The sequence below is a fragment of the Streptomyces sp. NBC_00986 genome (genome assembly GCF_045162565.1).
In the GTDB taxonomy this organism is placed as follows: Bacteria; Actinomycetota; Actinomycetes; order Streptomycetales; family Streptomycetaceae; genus Streptomyces.
Window position 1 is genome coordinate 8236652 of sequence record NZ_CP108733.1, and the last position, 15933, is coordinate 8252584.

General features: G+C 70.6%; 14 protein-coding genes and 1 other RNA gene. 8 read left to right on the forward strand and 7 right to left on the reverse strand.

Going from position 1 to position 15933, the window contains the following annotated elements:
- Positions 1–6: 6 nt before the first annotated feature.
- Positions 7–1299, reverse strand: a complete 1293-nt coding sequence (locus tag OG504_RS36895) for a hypothetical protein (protein WP_405993672.1) — start codon at positions 1297–1299, stop codon at positions 7–9.
- Between the two features lie 198 nt (positions 1300–1497).
- Between OG504_RS36895 and OG504_RS36900 the strand changes: the two genes are divergently transcribed.
- The 3 genes from OG504_RS36900 to OG504_RS36910 are packed head-to-tail and all read left to right on the forward strand — an operon-like array spanning position 1498 to position 4823.
- Positions 1498–2370: a Nif3-like dinuclear metal center hexameric protein gene (locus OG504_RS36900; protein ID WP_405993673.1), complete on the forward strand. Its 873-nt coding sequence runs from the start codon at positions 1498–1500 to the stop codon at positions 2368–2370.
- Complete coding sequence (locus OG504_RS36905; RefSeq protein ID WP_327407303.1) at positions 2367–3110, forward strand: C4-type zinc ribbon domain-containing protein; 744 nt, start codon at positions 2367–2369, stop codon at positions 3108–3110. The genes OG504_RS36900 and OG504_RS36905 overlap by 4 nt, the downstream gene beginning before the upstream one ends.
- 12 nt (positions 3111–3122) lie before the next feature.
- Positions 3123–4823, forward strand: a complete 1701-nt coding sequence (locus tag OG504_RS36910) for a bifunctional RNase H/acid phosphatase (RefSeq protein WP_405993674.1) — start codon at positions 3123–3125, stop codon at positions 4821–4823.
- Here the strand turns inward: OG504_RS36910 and OG504_RS36915 are convergent.
- Together OG504_RS36915 and yaaA are read right to left on the reverse strand one after the other, a co-directional pair.
- Positions 4815–5441, reverse strand: coding sequence for a bifunctional 4-hydroxy-2-oxoglutarate aldolase/2-dehydro-3-deoxy-phosphogluconate aldolase (locus tag OG504_RS36915; RefSeq protein ID WP_405993675.1), 627 nt, complete (start codon positions 5439–5441; stop codon positions 4815–4817). The two genes, OG504_RS36910 and OG504_RS36915, sit on opposite strands and share 9 nt — an antisense overlap.
- 75 nt (positions 5442–5516) lie before the next feature.
- Positions 5517–6299 carry a peroxide stress protein YaaA gene (gene yaaA, locus OG504_RS36920; protein WP_405993676.1) on the reverse strand — a complete coding sequence of 261 codons (783 nt, stop codon included), beginning with the start codon at positions 6297–6299 and terminating at the stop codon, positions 5517–5519.
- A 108-nt stretch (positions 6300–6407) separates the two neighbouring features.
- Here yaaA and OG504_RS36925 point away from each other — a divergent pair, with 108 nt between their 5' ends.
- Entirely contained in the window at positions 6408–7847 is a 1440-nt protein-coding gene (locus OG504_RS36925) for an RNB domain-containing ribonuclease (protein ID WP_405993677.1), read from the forward strand.
- Here the strand turns inward: OG504_RS36925 and OG504_RS36930 are convergent.
- On the reverse strand, positions 7798–8352 hold the full coding sequence (locus OG504_RS36930) for a hypothetical protein (protein WP_405993678.1): 555 nt from the start codon (positions 8350–8352) through the stop codon (positions 7798–7800). The genes OG504_RS36925 and OG504_RS36930 overlap by 50 nt on opposite strands.
- A gap of 33 nt (positions 8353–8385) precedes the next feature.
- Entirely contained in the window at positions 8386–9972 is a 1587-nt protein-coding gene (locus OG504_RS36935) for an FAD-dependent monooxygenase (protein ID WP_405993679.1), read from the reverse strand.
- Positions 9973–10018: 46 nt separating this feature from the next.
- Between OG504_RS36935 and OG504_RS36940 the strand changes: the two genes are divergently transcribed.
- The 4 genes from OG504_RS36940 to rnpB all read left to right on the forward strand — a co-directional run bounded on the left by OG504_RS36940 (position 10019) and on the right by rnpB (position 13183).
- Positions 10019–10678, forward strand: a complete 660-nt coding sequence (locus OG504_RS36940) for a TetR/AcrR family transcriptional regulator (RefSeq protein ID WP_405993680.1) — start codon at positions 10019–10021, stop codon at positions 10676–10678.
- 49 nt (positions 10679–10727) lie between these two features.
- Positions 10728–11558 carry a helix-turn-helix domain-containing protein gene (locus OG504_RS36945; protein ID WP_405993681.1) on the forward strand — a complete coding sequence of 277 codons (831 nt, stop codon included), beginning with the start codon at positions 10728–10730 and terminating at the stop codon, positions 11556–11558.
- 22 nt (positions 11559–11580) lie between these two features.
- Complete coding sequence (locus tag OG504_RS36950) at positions 11581–12555, forward strand: DMT family transporter (RefSeq protein WP_405993682.1); 975 nt, start codon at positions 11581–11583, stop codon at positions 12553–12555.
- A gap of 202 nt (positions 12556–12757) precedes the next feature.
- Positions 12758–13183: RNase P RNA component class A (gene rnpB, locus OG504_RS36955), an RNA gene on the forward strand.
- 479 nt (positions 13184–13662) lie between these two features.
- Here the strand turns inward: rnpB and OG504_RS36960 are convergent.
- Positions 13663–14907, reverse strand: coding sequence for an IS256 family transposase (locus OG504_RS36960; RefSeq protein WP_405989060.1), 1245 nt, complete (start codon positions 14905–14907; stop codon positions 13663–13665).
- Positions 14908–15190: 283 nt separating this feature from the next.
- Entirely contained in the window at positions 15191–15916 is a 726-nt protein-coding gene (locus tag OG504_RS36965) for a M48 family metallopeptidase (RefSeq protein ID WP_405993683.1), read from the reverse strand.
- Positions 15917–15933: the final 17 nt, after the last annotated feature.

Below are 15933 nucleotides of genomic sequence, written 5' to 3' on the forward strand. Positions count from 1 at the left end.
ACTTTGTTACCCGACGGCCACCCGGCCTTTGAGTGGCGCTTCCCGCAAGGGCACCGGACGCGGCGCGACCGGCACCGGAGGATCCGGTTGTGACGGTGCCGACGGCGACGGCGCGGCCTCCCCAGGCGCGCCCCCCGCCCCGTCCCGAACCGGATCCTCCGGGCGTGTTTCCCCCGTACCCCCCACGCCCCCCGTTACCGCAGGGGATCCCGCGTCCCCTGCTTCCCCCGTTCCCCCCGCCCCCCTGGGCACCGCGAACCGCGCCACACCGCACGGCACTTCCTGTGTGGCGTACGGCAGTCGCAGCACCCCGTCCTCGGTCCACAGCCCGGCGCCCGTCAACCAGCCCTCGGGCGCCGGGAGTTGGAGCAACTGCCGCTCGGCGGGCCGCCATACGGCGAACCAGGTACCGGCTGGCCCGTCGACGCGCAGGGCGACCCCGCAGTTCTCCGGCATCAGCACCTGCCCCGGCTGGATCGCGAACGGCGTCACCGTGCAGTCCGGCAGCCGCAGGCACTCCGGGAACCGCACCGGCAGCGTTGACCCGACCACCCCCCAGCCCAGCCGTTCCCCCCGCCCGGGCGACGGCGCGTCCGAGCCGATCAGCAGCAGCCCGCTGTCGGGATCGGCCGCGAGCAGCCGGTCGTCGCTGTCCGCGGCGATCTGCAGCAGCGGCGACACCTCCCCGTCCCGCTCCAGGTCGACCACGATCGCCTTGGTCCGCCCGCCGACCTCCCGGTCCAGGGCCAGCATCCGCCCGGCCCGGTCCAGCCAGACCCCGCCCGAACACCGCCCCGGGACCATCGCGAGATGCTCAGGACCGAACGCCCCGCCCGCCACCAGCCACACGGCGGTCGAGCGCCGGCCCACGGCGAGGGCGTACGCCTTCTCGCCCCCCGGCGCGGGCGGCAGCAGCCGCAGCCGGGTGTCCGGGTCCGGGCACTCGACCGCGCCGAGCGGCAGCTCACCCGTGCCCGGGCCGGTCGGGTACAGCAGCGAGAACGCGTGCCGCCCGTCGACCAGCCGCCGGATGAGCACCCGCCCGTCGCCCATCGGCTGCACCTCGGTGCCGGGCTCCTCCGGCTGGTTGCCGGGCAGCGGTACGGCGTACGGCTCGGGGCCGTCCAGCGTCCACCGCTCCGGGAACAGACAGTCGCCGGCCGGCGCGAGGCGGGCGGCGTACGCCCCGTCCGCGGTGATCGCACACGCGGTGCCACCGTTCCGCGGGTCCCCGCACTCGTCCCCGAGTTCGTCCCCGTCCTCGTCCGCCGCCGTGGGCTCGATCGCACAGGCCGTCATGGTTCGGTCACCTCCGGCCACGAAACTAGTTTTCGCACGTACGGACGTGGGACCGATGAGCAGCCGCTTCACCAATAAGGGTGGCCAAGTAACGATTCGCCTGAGGAAACCGGGGCGGGTGTGCTGAACGGGGCCGTAGGCCCGCATACGACCGCTTCAGCGGTTCAGCCGCACAGTGCGGCCAGGTAGCCTTTCCCCGTGCCCCGTCAGTCCGTACCCCGCCTGTCCGAAGTCATCGCCGCGCTGGAGAACCTGTGGCCCGCCGAGCGGGCCGAGTCCTGGGACGCGGTCGGCACCGTCGTGGGCGACCCGGACCAGGACGTCACCCGCGTGCTGTTCGCCGTCGACCCGGTCCAGGAGATCGTCGACGAGGCCGTGAAGCTGGGCGCCGACCTGCTGGTCACCCACCACCCCCTCTACCTGCGCGGTACGACCACGGTCGCGGCCTCCACCTTCAAGGGCCGCGTGGTGCACACCCTGATCAAGCACGACGTCGCGCTGCACGTCGCCCACACCAACGCCGACCGCGCCGACCCGGGAGTCTCCGACGCCCTCGCGGGCGCGCTGGACCTCAGGGTCGTAGGACCGCTCGTACCGGACCCGACCGATCCGGAAGGACGCCGGGGCCTGGGCCGGATCTGCGAGCTGGACCACCCCCTGACCGTCCGCGACCTCGCGACCCGAGCCGCCGAGCGCCTGCCCGCCACCGCGCAGGGCATCCGCGTCGCGGGCGACCCCGACGCCCTGGTCCACCGGATCGCGGTGAGTGGCGGCTCCGGTGACAGCCTCTTCGACGACGTACGAGCGGCAGGCGTGGACGCCTTCCTCACAGCGGACCTCCGCCACCACCCGGTGTCCGAGGCCCGTTCCCACACTTCTCTGGCGCTGCTCGACGCGGCGCACTGGGCCACCGAGTGGCCCTGGTGCGAGCTGGCCGCCGCCCAGCTCGACGAGATCTCCGACCGAGAGGGATGGGACCTCAGGGTCCACGTCTCCAAGACGGTCACCGACCCCTGGACCGCCCACGCGGCGTCCACCGCCACACCTGACTCAATGGGAGCCCCCAACTGAACGCCGCGCCCGCCGACCAGATCCGACTTCTCGACGTCCAGGCCCTCGACGTACGCCTGTCGCAGCTCGCGCACAAGCGCAACTCCCTGCCCGAGCACGCCGAGATCGACTCGCTGACCAAGGACCTCACCCAGCTGCGCGACCTGCTCGTGGCCGTGCAGACCGAGGAGAGCGACTGCGCCCGCGAGCAGACCAAGGCCGAGCAGGACGTGGACCAGGTGCGCCAGCGCGCCACCCGCGACCAGCAGCGCCTCGACTCCGGTGCCGTCACCTCGCCCAAGGACCTGGAGAACCTCCAGCGCGAGATCGTCTCCCTCGCCAAGCGCCAGGGCGACCTGGAGGACATCGTCCTCGAGGTCATGGAGCGCCGTGAGTCCGCGCAGGAGCGCACCGCCGAACTGACCGAACGGGTCGGTTCCGTACAGGGCAGGATCGACGACGCGACCGCCCGCCGCGAGGCCGCCTACGAGACCCTCGACGCCGACGAGGCCACGGCCGAGAAGGAGCGCGAGGTCGTCTCGGCCACCATCCCCGCGGACCTCCTCAAGCTCTACGACAAGCTCCGCCAGCAGCAGGGCGGCATCGGCGCGGCCAAGCTGTACCAGCGCACCTGCCAGGGCTGCCGCCAGGAGCTCGCCATCACCGACTTCAACGAGGTCCGCGCGGCGGCCCCCGACACGGTTGTCCGCTGCGAGAACTGCCGCCGCATCCTGGTGCGCACGTCCGAGTCCGGCCTGTAAGGAGCGTTCGCCGTGCGGGAGTTCATCGTCGAGGCGGACGGCGGTTCCCGGGGAAACCCGGGCCCCGCGGGCTACGGTTCCGTCGTCATCGACGCGACGACGGGGGAGACGCTGGCGGAGGCGGCCGAGTACATCGGCATCGCCACGAACAACGTCGCCGAGTACCGCGGCTTGTTGGCCGGCCTCCGCACGGCCCACGCCCTGGACCCCGCCGCGTCCATCCACGTCCGCATGGACTCCAAGCTCGTCGTGGAACAGATGTCGGGCCGCTGGAAGATCAAACACCCTGACATGAAGCCGCTGGCGGCAGCGGCGGCCACCGTCTTCCCGGCCGAGCAGGTGACGTACGAGTGGATCCCGAGGGCCGAGAACAAACACGCGGACCGCTTGGCCAACGAGGCGATGGACGCGGGGAAGCGCGGCGAGCAGTGGTCGGCAGCAAATTCAACGGCCGAACTCCGCAGCACAGGCTCAGCTGAGACTCTTCAGGGCCGCGGACGCGCCCAGCTTTCCAGCGCAGGCTCAGGTGACGCCCTTAAGGGGCGCGGGACACATGCGGGGTCTTCCAACGCAGGCTCAGGCGAGACACCTAAGGGGCGCGGACACGGCGAGCTTTCCAGCGCAGGCTCAGGTGACGCCCTTAAGGGGCGCGGGACACATGCGGGGTCTTCCAACGCAGGCTCAGGCGAGACACCTAAGGGGCGCGGACACGGCGAGCTTTCCAGCGCAGGCTCAGGTGACGCCCTTAAGGGGCGCGGGACACATGCGGGGTCTTCCAACGCAGGCTCAGGCGAGACACCTAAGGGGCGCGGACACGGCGAGCTTTCCAGCGCAGGCTCAGGTGACGCCCTTAAGGGGCGCGGGACACATGCGGGGCCTTCCAACGCAGGCTCAGGCGAGACACCTAAGGGGCGCGGACACGGCGAGCTTTCCAACGCAGGCTCAGGTGACGCCCTTAAGGGGCGCGGGGAACTGCGCGACCAGCCCCCACTCACCCGCACTGTGACGACAACCGACAAATCCACCGCCGACACCCGCGCAGCCCGCAACGTAGCGACCCCCAGCGCCGGTTGGGCCCCCGCAGACATGGGCGCCCCCGCAACCTTCGTCCTCCTACGCCACGGCGAAACCCCCCTGACCCCCCAGAAGCGCTTCTCGGGCAGCGGCGGCACCAACCCCTCCCTCTCCAACGTGGGAAGGGACCAAGCCGAGCGAGCCGCAACCGCGTTGGCAGCCCGAGGCACCATCCAGCACATCATCGCGTCCCCCCTCACCCGCACCAGGGAAACCGCCGAAGCCGTAGCGCAGCGCCTCGGCCTGGACGTGACGATCGAAGAGGGCCTACGCGAAACGGACTTCGGCGCCTGGGAAGGCCTCACCTTCGGCGAGGTACGCGAGCGCCACCCCGAAGACCTGACCACCTGGCTGGCCGACCCCACGGCCCAACCCACCGGCGGAGGCGAGAGTTTCGCGGACACGGCGACCCGAATCGCCGCCACCCGGGACAAGCTGACCGCGGCCTACGCGGGCCGCACGGTCCTCCTCGTCACCCACGTCACCCCGATCAAGACGTTCGTCCAACTCGCCCTGGGCGCCCCGCCGGAGTCCCTGTTCCGCATGGAACTCTCGGCCGCCTCGATCTCCGCGGTGGCGTACTACGCCGACGGCAACGCGAGCGTACGACTCTTCAACGACACGTCCCACCTACGCTGAGCGCAGCCCCGCCGCCTCCCGGGCCAGCACCTCGATCCGCCCCCAGTCCCGCGCGGCCACCGCATCCGCCGGAATCATCCAACTCCCGCCCACACACCCGACGTTGGGCAACGCCAGGTAGTCGGGCGCGGAGTCGACCCCTATCCCCCCGGTAGGACAGAACCGTGCCTGTGGCAACGGCCCCGCCAGCGCCTTGAGATACGCCGTACCCCCCGAGGCCTGAGCCGGGAAGAACTTCATCTCCCGCACCCCGCGCTCCAACAGCGCGACCACCTCGGACGTGGTCGACACCCCCGGCAGGAACGGCACCCCGGCCCCCTGCATGGCCTCCAACAGCAACTCGGTCCACCCGGGACTGACAAGGAACCGCGCCCCCGCCCGCACGCACTCCTTCACCTGCCCCGGAGTCAACACGGTCCCGGCCCCCACCACGGCCCCCGGCACCTCACCCGCGATAGCCCGCAAGGCCTCCAGCGCGCCCGGCGTCCGCAACGTCACCTCGATCGCCGGCAACCCACCCGCCACCAACGCCCGCGCGAGCGGCACCGCATCGGCGACGTCGTCGATGACGACGACGGGCAGCACGGGAGCGAGATCGAGCAGGGAGGAGGAAGTCATGGCCTCATCCTGCCGAGGTGATGCAGTGTGCGCAAAGCTCGTTGCACACACTGCAACGCATGCTTGGTGGATCGCTCAGTGAATCTCGTCCACCAACACATCCAACGCCCAAGCCCGCCCCGCCTGCGAGGGCGCCTCCGCCTCCACCACATACCCCAAGTCCCGCAACGCCTCCACGAGCTCACCCGGCGTCCCCGGCGCCCCCGCCGAGGTCAACAGACTCCGCACGATCCGCCCCTTCGTCGCCTTGTTGAAGTGGCTGACGACCTTCCGCGTAGGCGCATGCAACACCCGCACGGTCGCCGTCCGCCCCGCGACCTCCCCCTTCGGCTTCCACGCCGCCGCGTACGCCGACGACCGCAGATCCAGCACCAGCCCCTCCCCGGCGACCTCCGGCAGCACAGCCGCCATCGGGGTCCGCCAGTGCGCGCCCAACGCGCCGAGCCCGGGCAGCCGTACCCCCATCGAGCAGCGGTACGACGGAATCCGGTCCGTCACCCGCACCGCGCCCCACAACCCGGAGAAGACGAGCAGCGAGCGCGCGGCCCGCTTCTTCGCGGCGGGTTCGAGCGAGGCCAGGTCGAGGGCGTCGTAGAGGACTCCCGTATAGATCTCCCCGGCGGGCCGTGCGCCCGCCGTCCGCAGGTCGACGTTCTTCGCGATCTCGCCGCGCAGCCCCTCGCTCAGCCCGAGGACGTCGCGTGCCTTGTCCTCGTCGGCGGCGCAGAGGTCGACGAGTTCGTCGAGTACGGCCGCGCGGGCGTCGGTGAGTCCCGGCAGGGAGAGCGATTCCGGCTTGAGGGGGGCACCGCGGCCGGAGGAGGCCTTGCCTTCGGACGGCGGCAGCAGGACGAGCACGGCGGGTTTCTCCTTAGGGAACTTCTGGAGGGAACTTCTGGCTCACGCGGGAGGGGCTTGCGCCAGCGTAAAGGGTGCGGGCCTGCGGATTGTGCCTACGCTCGTGTCATGCCCAGCCGCCGTATCCGGGTGACCGGCACCCCCGAAGCCCCGCTCCGGGCCGCCCTCACCGCACTCCGCACCGAACTCGGCGTACCCGAGACCTTTCCGCCGGAGGTACTGGCGGAGGCGGAACGCGCCGCGAAGGCACCGGCCCCGCCCGCCGAGGACGCGACCGACATCCCCTTCTTCACCATCGACCCGCCCACGTCCATGGACCTGGACCAGGCGATGCACCTGTCCCGTAGGGGGACCGGGAGGACTGGTTTCCGGGTCCGGTACGCCATCGCCGACGTCGCCGCCTTCGTGGTCCCCGGCGGCGCGCTGGACGCGGAGGCCCACCGTCGTGTGACCACCCTCTACTTCCCCGACGAGAAGACCCCGCTGCACCCGCCCCTGCTGAGCGAGGGCGCCGCGAGCCTGTTGCCGGACGTGACGAGGCCCGCGGTGCTGTGGACGATCGACCTGGACGCGGACGGTCGTACGTCCGCCGTCGACGTCCGCCGCGCGCTCGTCCGCAGCCGGGCCAAACTCGACTACGCGACCGCGCAGCGGCGGATCGACACGGGCACCGCCGAGGAGCCGCTCGCGCTGCTGAAGGACATCGGCGAGGCAAGAGAGCGTCTTGAGGTGGAGCGCGGCGGCATCTCCCTCAACGTGCCCGAGCAGGAGATCGTCGAGCGGGACGACACCTACGAACTCGCCTACCGCGCCCCGCTTCCCGCCGACGGCTGGAACGCCCAGATCTCCCTCCTCACCGGCATGGCCGCGGCCGAGCTCATGCTCAAGCACGGCACGGGCGTTCTGCGCACCCTGCCCACGGCCCCGGACGGCGCCGTCGGCCGCCTGCACCGCACCGCGCACGCCCTGCACATCGACTGGCCGCACCACATGTCGTACGCGCAGCTCATCCGCTCCCTCGACCCGCACCTCCCGCACCACGCGGCCTTCCTCCAGGAGTGCACGACCCTGCTGCGCGGCGCCGGCTACACGGTCTTCCGCGACGGCAACCTCCCGCCCGTCACCACCCACGCGGCGGTGGCCGCCCCCTACACCCACTGCACGGCGCCCCTACGGCGACTGGTCGACCGCTACGCCTCCGAACTCTGCCTCGCCCCCGGCAACCCACCCGCCTGGGTCCTGGCCGGCCTCGACGCCCTCCCCAAACAGATGGCCGACGGCAACCGCCTCGCGGGCACCGTCGAGCGCGAGTGCGTGGACATCGTCGAGGCGGCGCTGCTGCAGGACCGCGTCGGCGACCTCTTCGACGGCTATGTGGTGGACGTCGAGGAACGCCAACCCACCGTGGGAAAGGTGCAGTTGGACACCCCGGCCGTCGTCGCCCGCCTCGAAGGCGGCGCGACCCCGCTACCGTTGGGGGAACGGCTGCGGGTCCGCCTCACCCAGGCGGACCCGGGCACGTCGAAGGTACGGTTCGCGCCCGCCTGACCGCTTCCAGACGGGCCTGAAGGGTCGCTACGACGCGGTCGGCGTCGTCGGCGTGGAAGCGGACGGTGTCGACCTCCCGCCTTCGGCCGAGGAGCGTGAAGTGGATTACGGGGGCGGTCAGTTCGAGCGTGACCGAGGTGTGGAAGCCGACGGGGAGGTCGAGTTCGCCGTCGGCCCGGCGGCGGATCGCCCGCAACTCGCCCCGGGCGGAGGCGATATCACCCAGCGGGACGATCACGTCGGCGCGGGCGGCCCGCCGGAGCCGTAGCCCCTGGGGGTCCAGCAGGTGCGGGCGGGCGACAGCGGCCGCGTGCAGGGCGGCGACGGACGCGACCGCGAACAGGCCCAGGACCGGGACCACTTGGTGGAGCAGTGGCCAGCCCCGCAGCAGCACCGACATGGTGAGCGTCTCCAGGACGCACGCGAGCGCCGAGCCGGCCACCATGGCCCGTCGCGCCCGCGCATACCCGAACACCTGCCAGCCGCCTGCCCAGTTGGTCCTCATGGGGTCAGTTCAGATGCTGACGTCGCGGCAGTGTCAAGCGCCAAGCGGCGCGCCGAACCACAGGCGCAGTGCCTCCGTCGGGTCGTCCTCGGTGCTGTCCGTGTCCGACGCCCAGGCGGTGAACCCGTCGGGGCGCACCAACAGCCCGGCCAGTTCGGGGTGTTGGGGGCAGCTGGTGGTCAGCACGTCCACCAGGCCCTCGTAACCGGCCGCGCGGGCACGGAGTTTGGGGTCGTCGGCGAGATCGAGGAGGAGGGCGCGGCCGGTGTGGAGGTGGTCGCCGAGGCGGGTGCCGTCGGCGAGTTCGAGGTCGGGGGCGCTGCGGCCGGTCAGCGGGTGGTCGCCGGGGAGGTCGTAGCGCTGCCAGGCACCGGAGATCCGCTTGACGAAGTACGTCGTGCCGTCGGCCGTCCCCGCGAGGTCGCCGACGATCCCGCGCAGGGCACGGGCGTGCGCGTCGGGGCGCATGATCGCGATCTGGGCACGCGTCCAGTCCAGAACCCAGGCGCCGATCGGATGCCGTTCCGCCGTGTAGGTGTCCAGCAGGTCCACCGGGGCCCGGCCGCTCACCACCAGGGCGAGTTTCCAGCCGAGGTTCATCGCGTCCCCGACACCGAGGTTGAGCCCCTGTCCGCCGAACGGCGAGTGCACATGCGCCGCGTCGCCCGCGAGCAGGACCCGGCCCGAGCGATAGGTGTCCGCCTGACGGCAGTTGTCGGTGAACCGGGTCGCCGTGTGCAGCGCGTGCACGGTGACGTCGACGCCGGTCACCCGGCGCACACTGGCCTGCAACTCCTCGGTGGTGACCGGGGACTGACGGTCGGCGGGCGGCCCGGAGAACTCGATGGAGACCACCCGTCCCGGCATCGGGCCGTAGGTGTACATCCCCGCGCCGGTGGCGTTCCAGCCCTTGCTCAGGCCCTCGGTGCCGGTCATGTCGGCGATCGCCTGGTAGCCGGTGATCTCCGGTGCGGTGCCCGGGAATTCGATCCCGGCGAGCTTGCGCACGAGGCTGCGGCCGCCGTCGCAGCCGACCAGCCAGCCCGCGCGGACGGCCTGCGGCGCCGATCCGTCCGTAGCGGCGAGGTGGACGGTCACCCCCTCGTCGTCCGCGTCGTAGCCGGTCAACTCGACCTGCCTGCGCACCTCGACGCCGAGTTCGTCGGCGCGCCGGCCGAGCAGTCGCTCCAGCGGGGCCTGCGGGACGAACCGGCCGACCTCGCCGGGCGGACCGACCTCCGCGAAGGCGGGGTCCGACGCGTCGAGCAGATCGGCCCGCAGGGTGATCCCGGCGAAGTGCCCGGCGGACTTCGGCGGCGGGGCGGCGCCCTCACCGCCGCTCTGCGTCCGCAGGAACTCCTTCATGCCGTTCGCCGTCTCGACCTGCACCTCGGTCAGCGCGGGCAGCAGCCCCCGCCGGTAGAGGGAGACGGCGGTGAGGGTGTTGATCCCGCCCGCCTTGATCGTCTCGTCCACCTCGGCCAGCCGCTCCGCGACCAGCACCCGCGCCCCGCCGAGCCGCAGCTCACAGGCCAGCAGCAGCCCGATGGGCCCGGCTCCGGCGATGACGACGTCGTAGTCCGTACCGATGGTGATGTCGGTGTTCGTGTCAGTGCTCATACCTAGAGTGTAGTCACTAAAAAATTATATTGGCTACACTGTTCTCGTGAGCGAGACCAGGAACGAGAGCGTGAACGAAACCAAGGACGCCGCCGAGCTGCCGTTGAGGGAGCGCAAGAAGCGGGCGACACGGCAGCGGATCTCGAACGTCGCCTCGGCGCTGTTCCGGGAGCGCGGCTTCGACCAGGTGTCGGTCGCGGAGGTCGCGCGTGCCGCCGAGGTGTCGACGATGACCGTCTTCAACTACTTCCCGCGCAAGGAGGACCTGTTCCTCGACCGCATCCCGGAGGCGGTCGAGATGTTCAGCGGGGCCGTACGCGACCGCGCCCCCGGCGAGACCCCGCTCGCCGCGCTCCGCCGCCTCGCCCTCGAACTCCTCGACCGGCGCCACCCGTTGGCCGGCCCCGACAGCGGATTCCCGGACTTCTGGGAGGTCGTGGCCGACTCGCCCGCCCTGCGCGCCCGGGGCCGCGAAGCCCTGGAGGAGATCGAGAACGCCCTGACCACCGCCCTCGCCGAGACCGCCCCGGAGACCCCCGACCCCGCCCTGACCGCGGCGCTGACCGTCGCCGCGTACCGCGCGGTCTACGTCACCACCGCGCGCCGCGTCTTCGCGGGAGAGGGCGCGGAGGGACTCGTAGCGGACCACCGGGCACGGATCTGCGCGGCCTTCGACGCGTTGGAACGGGCGCTCGCCCCGGCATGACACGCGGCCCCCGCGCGTTGCACCCTGTGGAGACAAGGGGGTGCGGCCGGTGAGCCCACGTGAGCAGGCACTGTGGACGAGGGCGAGACTGGGCCGCTGCGGCCCGCCGCTCGACCTCCTGACGGCCCGCTTCGACCGGCACGTCTATGCCCCGCACGCGCACGAGGAGTTCACGATCGGCGTCTGCGTAGGCGGCTCGGAACTCATCGACTACCGCGGCGGCCGCATCCGTGCGACCCCGGGCTCCATCGTCGTACTGGCCCCCGGCGAAATGCACACGGGCGGCCCCGGCAGCACCACCGACGGCTACGCCTACCGAGCCCTCTACGCCGACCCGGCCCTCCTCACCGACGGCATCCTCGGCGCGGCCCTCCCGCACTTCCGCGAGCCGCTCCTCGACGACGCCGAACTCGCCGTGGCACTGCGCGTGGCGCACACCCAACTCAGCGCGTGCCCCGACCCGTTGGAGGCGGAGTCCCGCCTCCCATGGCTTCTCACGGCCCTCACCCGCCGCCACTCCACATCCCGCCCGGCGCCGGACGAGATCCCGGGCGCGGCCTGGGTGGCCCACGCGGTCAGGGACCGCCTGGCGGACGAACTGCTGACCCCGCCGTCGCTCTCGTCCCTGGCCGCGGACTTCGGCCTGTCCCGCTACCAGCTCCTGCGCGCCTTCCGTACGACGATGGGGATACCGCCGTACGCCTGGCTCGCCCAGTACCGGGTGACCCGGGCGCGCGGTCTGCTGGACGCGGGCGGGCGGCCCGCCGAGGTGGCGGCACAGGTGGGCTTCGCGGACCAGGCGCATCTGACGCGGTGGTTCCGGCGGGTGCTGGGGGTGACGCCGGCGGCGTACCGCAACAGCGTTCAAGACTCCCTGTGAGGGGTCGGCGCAGACTCGCCGTATGACTGCACGCGGCTGGTTCCTGTTCTCCCTGATGGGAGTGGTGTGGGGCATCCCCTACCTGATGATCAAGGTGGCGGTGGACGCCCCGCTCTCCCCGTCCATGGTCGTCTTCACCCGCTGCGCCCTGGGCGCCGTACTCCTGCTGCCCTTCGCGCTACGGCAAGGCGGCCTGGCCGGGACGGTCCGCGCGCACTGGCGCCCGATGCTGGCCTTCGCGTGCATCGAGATCATCGGCCCGTGGTTCACGCTGACGGACGCGGAGCGCCATCTGTCCAGCTCCACCGCCGGTCTGCTCATCGCGGGCGTACCGATCGTCGGCGTGCTCATGGCGCGCTTCTTCGGCGACACGGAGCGGCTGGGCGCCCGGCGCGTGGCGGGCCTGACGCTGGGGCTGGCCGGGGTCACCGTCCTCACGGTCCCGCATCTGACCGGCGGCGACGCGCGCTCGCTGGCGGAGGTGCTGGTGACGGTGCTGGGCTATGCGACGGCGCCGCTGATAGCGGCCCGTTACCTGAAGGACGTCCCGACCCTCCAACTGACCGCACCGTGCCTGGCGTTGGCGGCGATCGTCTACGCCCCCGCGGCGGCGCTGACCTGGCCGTCCTCGGTCCCGTCCCCCCAGGTGCTGGCCTCCCTCGCCGGCCTGGGGGTGATCTGCACGGCGGTGGCGTTCGTGGCCTTCCTGGAGCTGATCAAGGAGGTTGGCCCGACGCGTTCGACGGTGATCACGTACGTCAACCCGGCGGTGGCGGTGGCGGCGGGCGCGCTGTTCCTGGGGGAGAGCCTGACGGTGGGCATCGCGGTGGCGTTCACGTTGATCCTGGCGGGGTCGGTGCTGGCGACGGCGGGTCCGGGCGGATCGGGGGGATCGTCGGGGCCGGGTGAACCGGTGAGGTCGGTGGTTCCGGGAGAGGCGATGGGATCGGCGGTACCTGGAGGATCGGCGGGATTGAGTGAGCTGGTGGGGCCGTAAGGGTCGGCGGGGCTGGTCGAACCTGTGGGACCGGAAGGATCGGTGGGATTGAGTGAACCGGTTGGACCGGAAGGATCGGTGGGATTGAGTGAACCGGTTGGACCGGAAGGATCGGTGGGACTGGTCGACCGGTGGGGGCCGGCAGTATCGGGTGACGGTCGAGGGGCCGGCGCCCGCCCGGTAGCATGGTCGACACGGCAGACGAGCCGGGCGGACGGTCGCGTGGAGTGCCCCTAGGGGGACTTCCCGAGGAACGTCCGGGCTCCACAGGGCAGGGTGATGGCTAACGGCCACCCGGGGTGACCCGCGGGACAGTGCCACAGAAAACAGACCGCCGGGGCTGTGCTCTCGAAAGAGGGCGCTCCTCGGTAAGGGTGAAACGGTGGTGTAAGAGACCACCAGCGCCTGAGGTGACTCAGGCGGCTAGGTAAACCCCACCCGGAGCAAGGTCAAAAGGAGCGCCGCCGTGAAAAGCGCGCTCTGCGCGGACGTTCGAGGGCTGCCCGCCCGAGTCCGCGGGTAGACCGCACGAGGCCGGTGGCAACACCGGTCCTAGATGGATGGCCGTCTCCCCGGCTGCCGCGAGGCGGTTGGGTGACAGAACCCGGCGTACAGCCCGGCTCGTCTGTCGGCAGGGCTTTGACCTGGCCTTATGGCCTGGCCGGGGCCCTTTCCGGCGTCTGAGGGCTTCCCGCATCTACCCGGTAGTTCCCCGGAGTTCCTGCGGATGTGTGCACGTGTTGTGTACTGGGAGAGTCCTGGATGATCGGTTTATTGAGTGATGCTGTCGAGCTGCTGGAGGGGGTTGGCGGAAGCAGACGCTTCGACCTCGACGCGTGGATCTGGCCCCGTGTGGCCTCGTCGTCGCCTACGCCTTGCAAGAGCACCAGCGGGAGTTGCTCTGGAGGGTGGAGCCGATGCGGTCAGTGCTTTGTTGTGGCCGCTGTCTGTGGACGACCGCTGGCCTCCTGGCTACGGTACCCCGCATGCGCTGGAACCGGGGCGCGGTGCGGTCGGTGTTCCCGCTGGATAATGTGCTCTGACCGCGAACATCGCAGCAGCACTTGCTCTGGAATGAGAACGGTCATGTCCCGCGGGGTGGTGTAGTCACGGCAGCTGTTTCGGTTCCGGTTGTGTGGTGATCTGCGGTTCGGGTTCGGTTGGCTTGGTGGTGAGGAGTTCGGCCATGGAGGCTTCGGAGAGGTAGCGGCGGTCGAAGACCTGCCATTCGTCGTGGAGTTCGGCCAGCACTGCGGCGGCGAGCCGGTCCAGGGCGGCGGGGTTGGGGAAGACCTGGACGACGTCGGCCCGCCGTTTGATCTCCCGGTTCAGCCGCTCCAGCGGGTTGGTCGACCAGATCTTCTTCCAGTGCGCCGACGGGAAGTCGGCGAACGCGGTGATGTCGGTTGCGGCGTCCAGCAGCATCGTCTTGACCCTTGGGAACTGCCGTCCGAGCATGTCGGCGACCACGTTCAGCTGGGTGCGCACCTGCTCGCCGGTGGTCTGCGCGAAGATCGTGCGGATGGTGGCGGCGACCATCTCTCCGGAACCCCTCTCGATCACCGAGAACACGTCCCGGACGAAGTGAACCCGGCAGCGTTGCCAGGCCGCGCCGAGGAAAACGGTGCGGATCGCGGCCACCAGACCACTGTGGCTGTCGGAGATGACCAGCTGGACGTTGTCCAGGCCTCGGGCCCGAAGCGAGCGCAGGAACTTCGTCCAGAACGGCTTCGACTCGCTGTCGCCGACCATCAGGCCGAGGATCTCGCGGTGCCCGGTGGCGGAAATGCCGGTCGCGATGACCACGGCCTGCGAGGCGATCCGGTGATTCACCCTCGCCTTGCAGTAGGTGGCATCCAAGAAGACGTAGGGGAAGACGGTGTGATCCAGTGGCCGTTCCTTGAACGCGGTCAGTTCCTCGTCCAGTTCGCCGCAGATCCGCGAGACCTCGGACTTGGAGATCCCGCTGTCCGCACCCAGTGCTTTGACCAGGTCATCGACCGAGCGGGTCGAGACCCCGTGCACGTATGCCTCCATCACCACGGCGAACAACGCCCGGTCGATCCGCCGCCGGCGTTCCAGCAGAGACGGGAAGAACGACCCGCTCCGCACCTTCGGGATCTTCAGATCCAGGTCACCGGCCTGCGTGGTCAGCAGCCTCTCCCGGTGTCCGTTGCGCCAGGTCGTGCGCGTCTCGGTGTGCTCACGCGGCGCGGCACCGATCACATCGGTGGCCTCGGCCTCGATCAGCTCCTGCAGGATGCGCTCGCACACCACCCTGATTGCTTCAACTCCCTCGGCCCGACGTAGTGACTCCAGCAGCCGCATCAGCTCAGACTGGGACAAGGCCATCGCGTGCTCCTCCGGTTGAACCGCCCGTTCACCAGGGAGACTTGCGCGATGGCCTGCCCTTGTTCAGGGAGCATGCACCGCCAGCGGATGCACGCCCCGGGCAGACACCCGCGCGTTCCGGGACCGTGCCCGACTACACCACCTCATGGGACGCGATCATGAGAACCAGTGCTGGTCGACGGACGGTCTCCTGGTGCACTGTCTGGCTGCTCAGCTGACTGATGCGGCGGGTGGTCTGGGCACCTCAACCCAAGAATCCGCGTGCTCTGGCTGGCCAAGGGTTTTATGTCTTCGTTTCTGGAAGCCAGAGATCGGGCCCGAGTCGTTTCAGCCGGTCGCGACGGGCCTGGCAGTCGGGCATGGCCCGCTGAACCGTCCGCCAGAATCGTTCGCTGTGATCGGGCACATGCACATGGGCGAGTTCGTGCACGAGCACATAGTCGATGAGATCGGGTGGAAGCTGCATTGTCGCCCAATGGATGTTGAGATCGCCTTGGAGCGAGCACGACCCCCAGCGGTAGCCCAGAGGCCGGACCCGGAGTTCACCGCAAGCCACGTCTATCCGCCGAGCCCACGGCCGGAGCCGAGCTGGCAGCCAGCTCGCACCACGCCGGGTGTACCAGGAAATCAGGGCTCTGGACGCATTGCGGAGCACGTCCTGGCGGATCTCCAGCCGGCCTCGCAGCAACCGCACATCGGTCGGGCTGGTCTCGACGACTAGCAGCCGGTGGCTGCGCCCCAAGTAGAGAAAGCCCTCTCCGGAGACATATTCTCGGGGAGGTCTGTCCTCGCTCAGGGACTCGCGTTCGGCGAGCTTGCCGTACAGCCACTGCCGCCGGCTTCTGATCAGCTTGACCAGTTCGGCTTGCTCGGTCCCCGGAGGGACGGTGACGCTGACGGTCGAGTCACGCTCGACGGTCAGCCTGATCTGTCGCCGTCGCTCGCTGACCCGCACCTGTACATCGAGGTCGTCGACTCGCAGGACCTCGATGGCCGCTGAACGTTTCACGGCCACATCCTGGCACC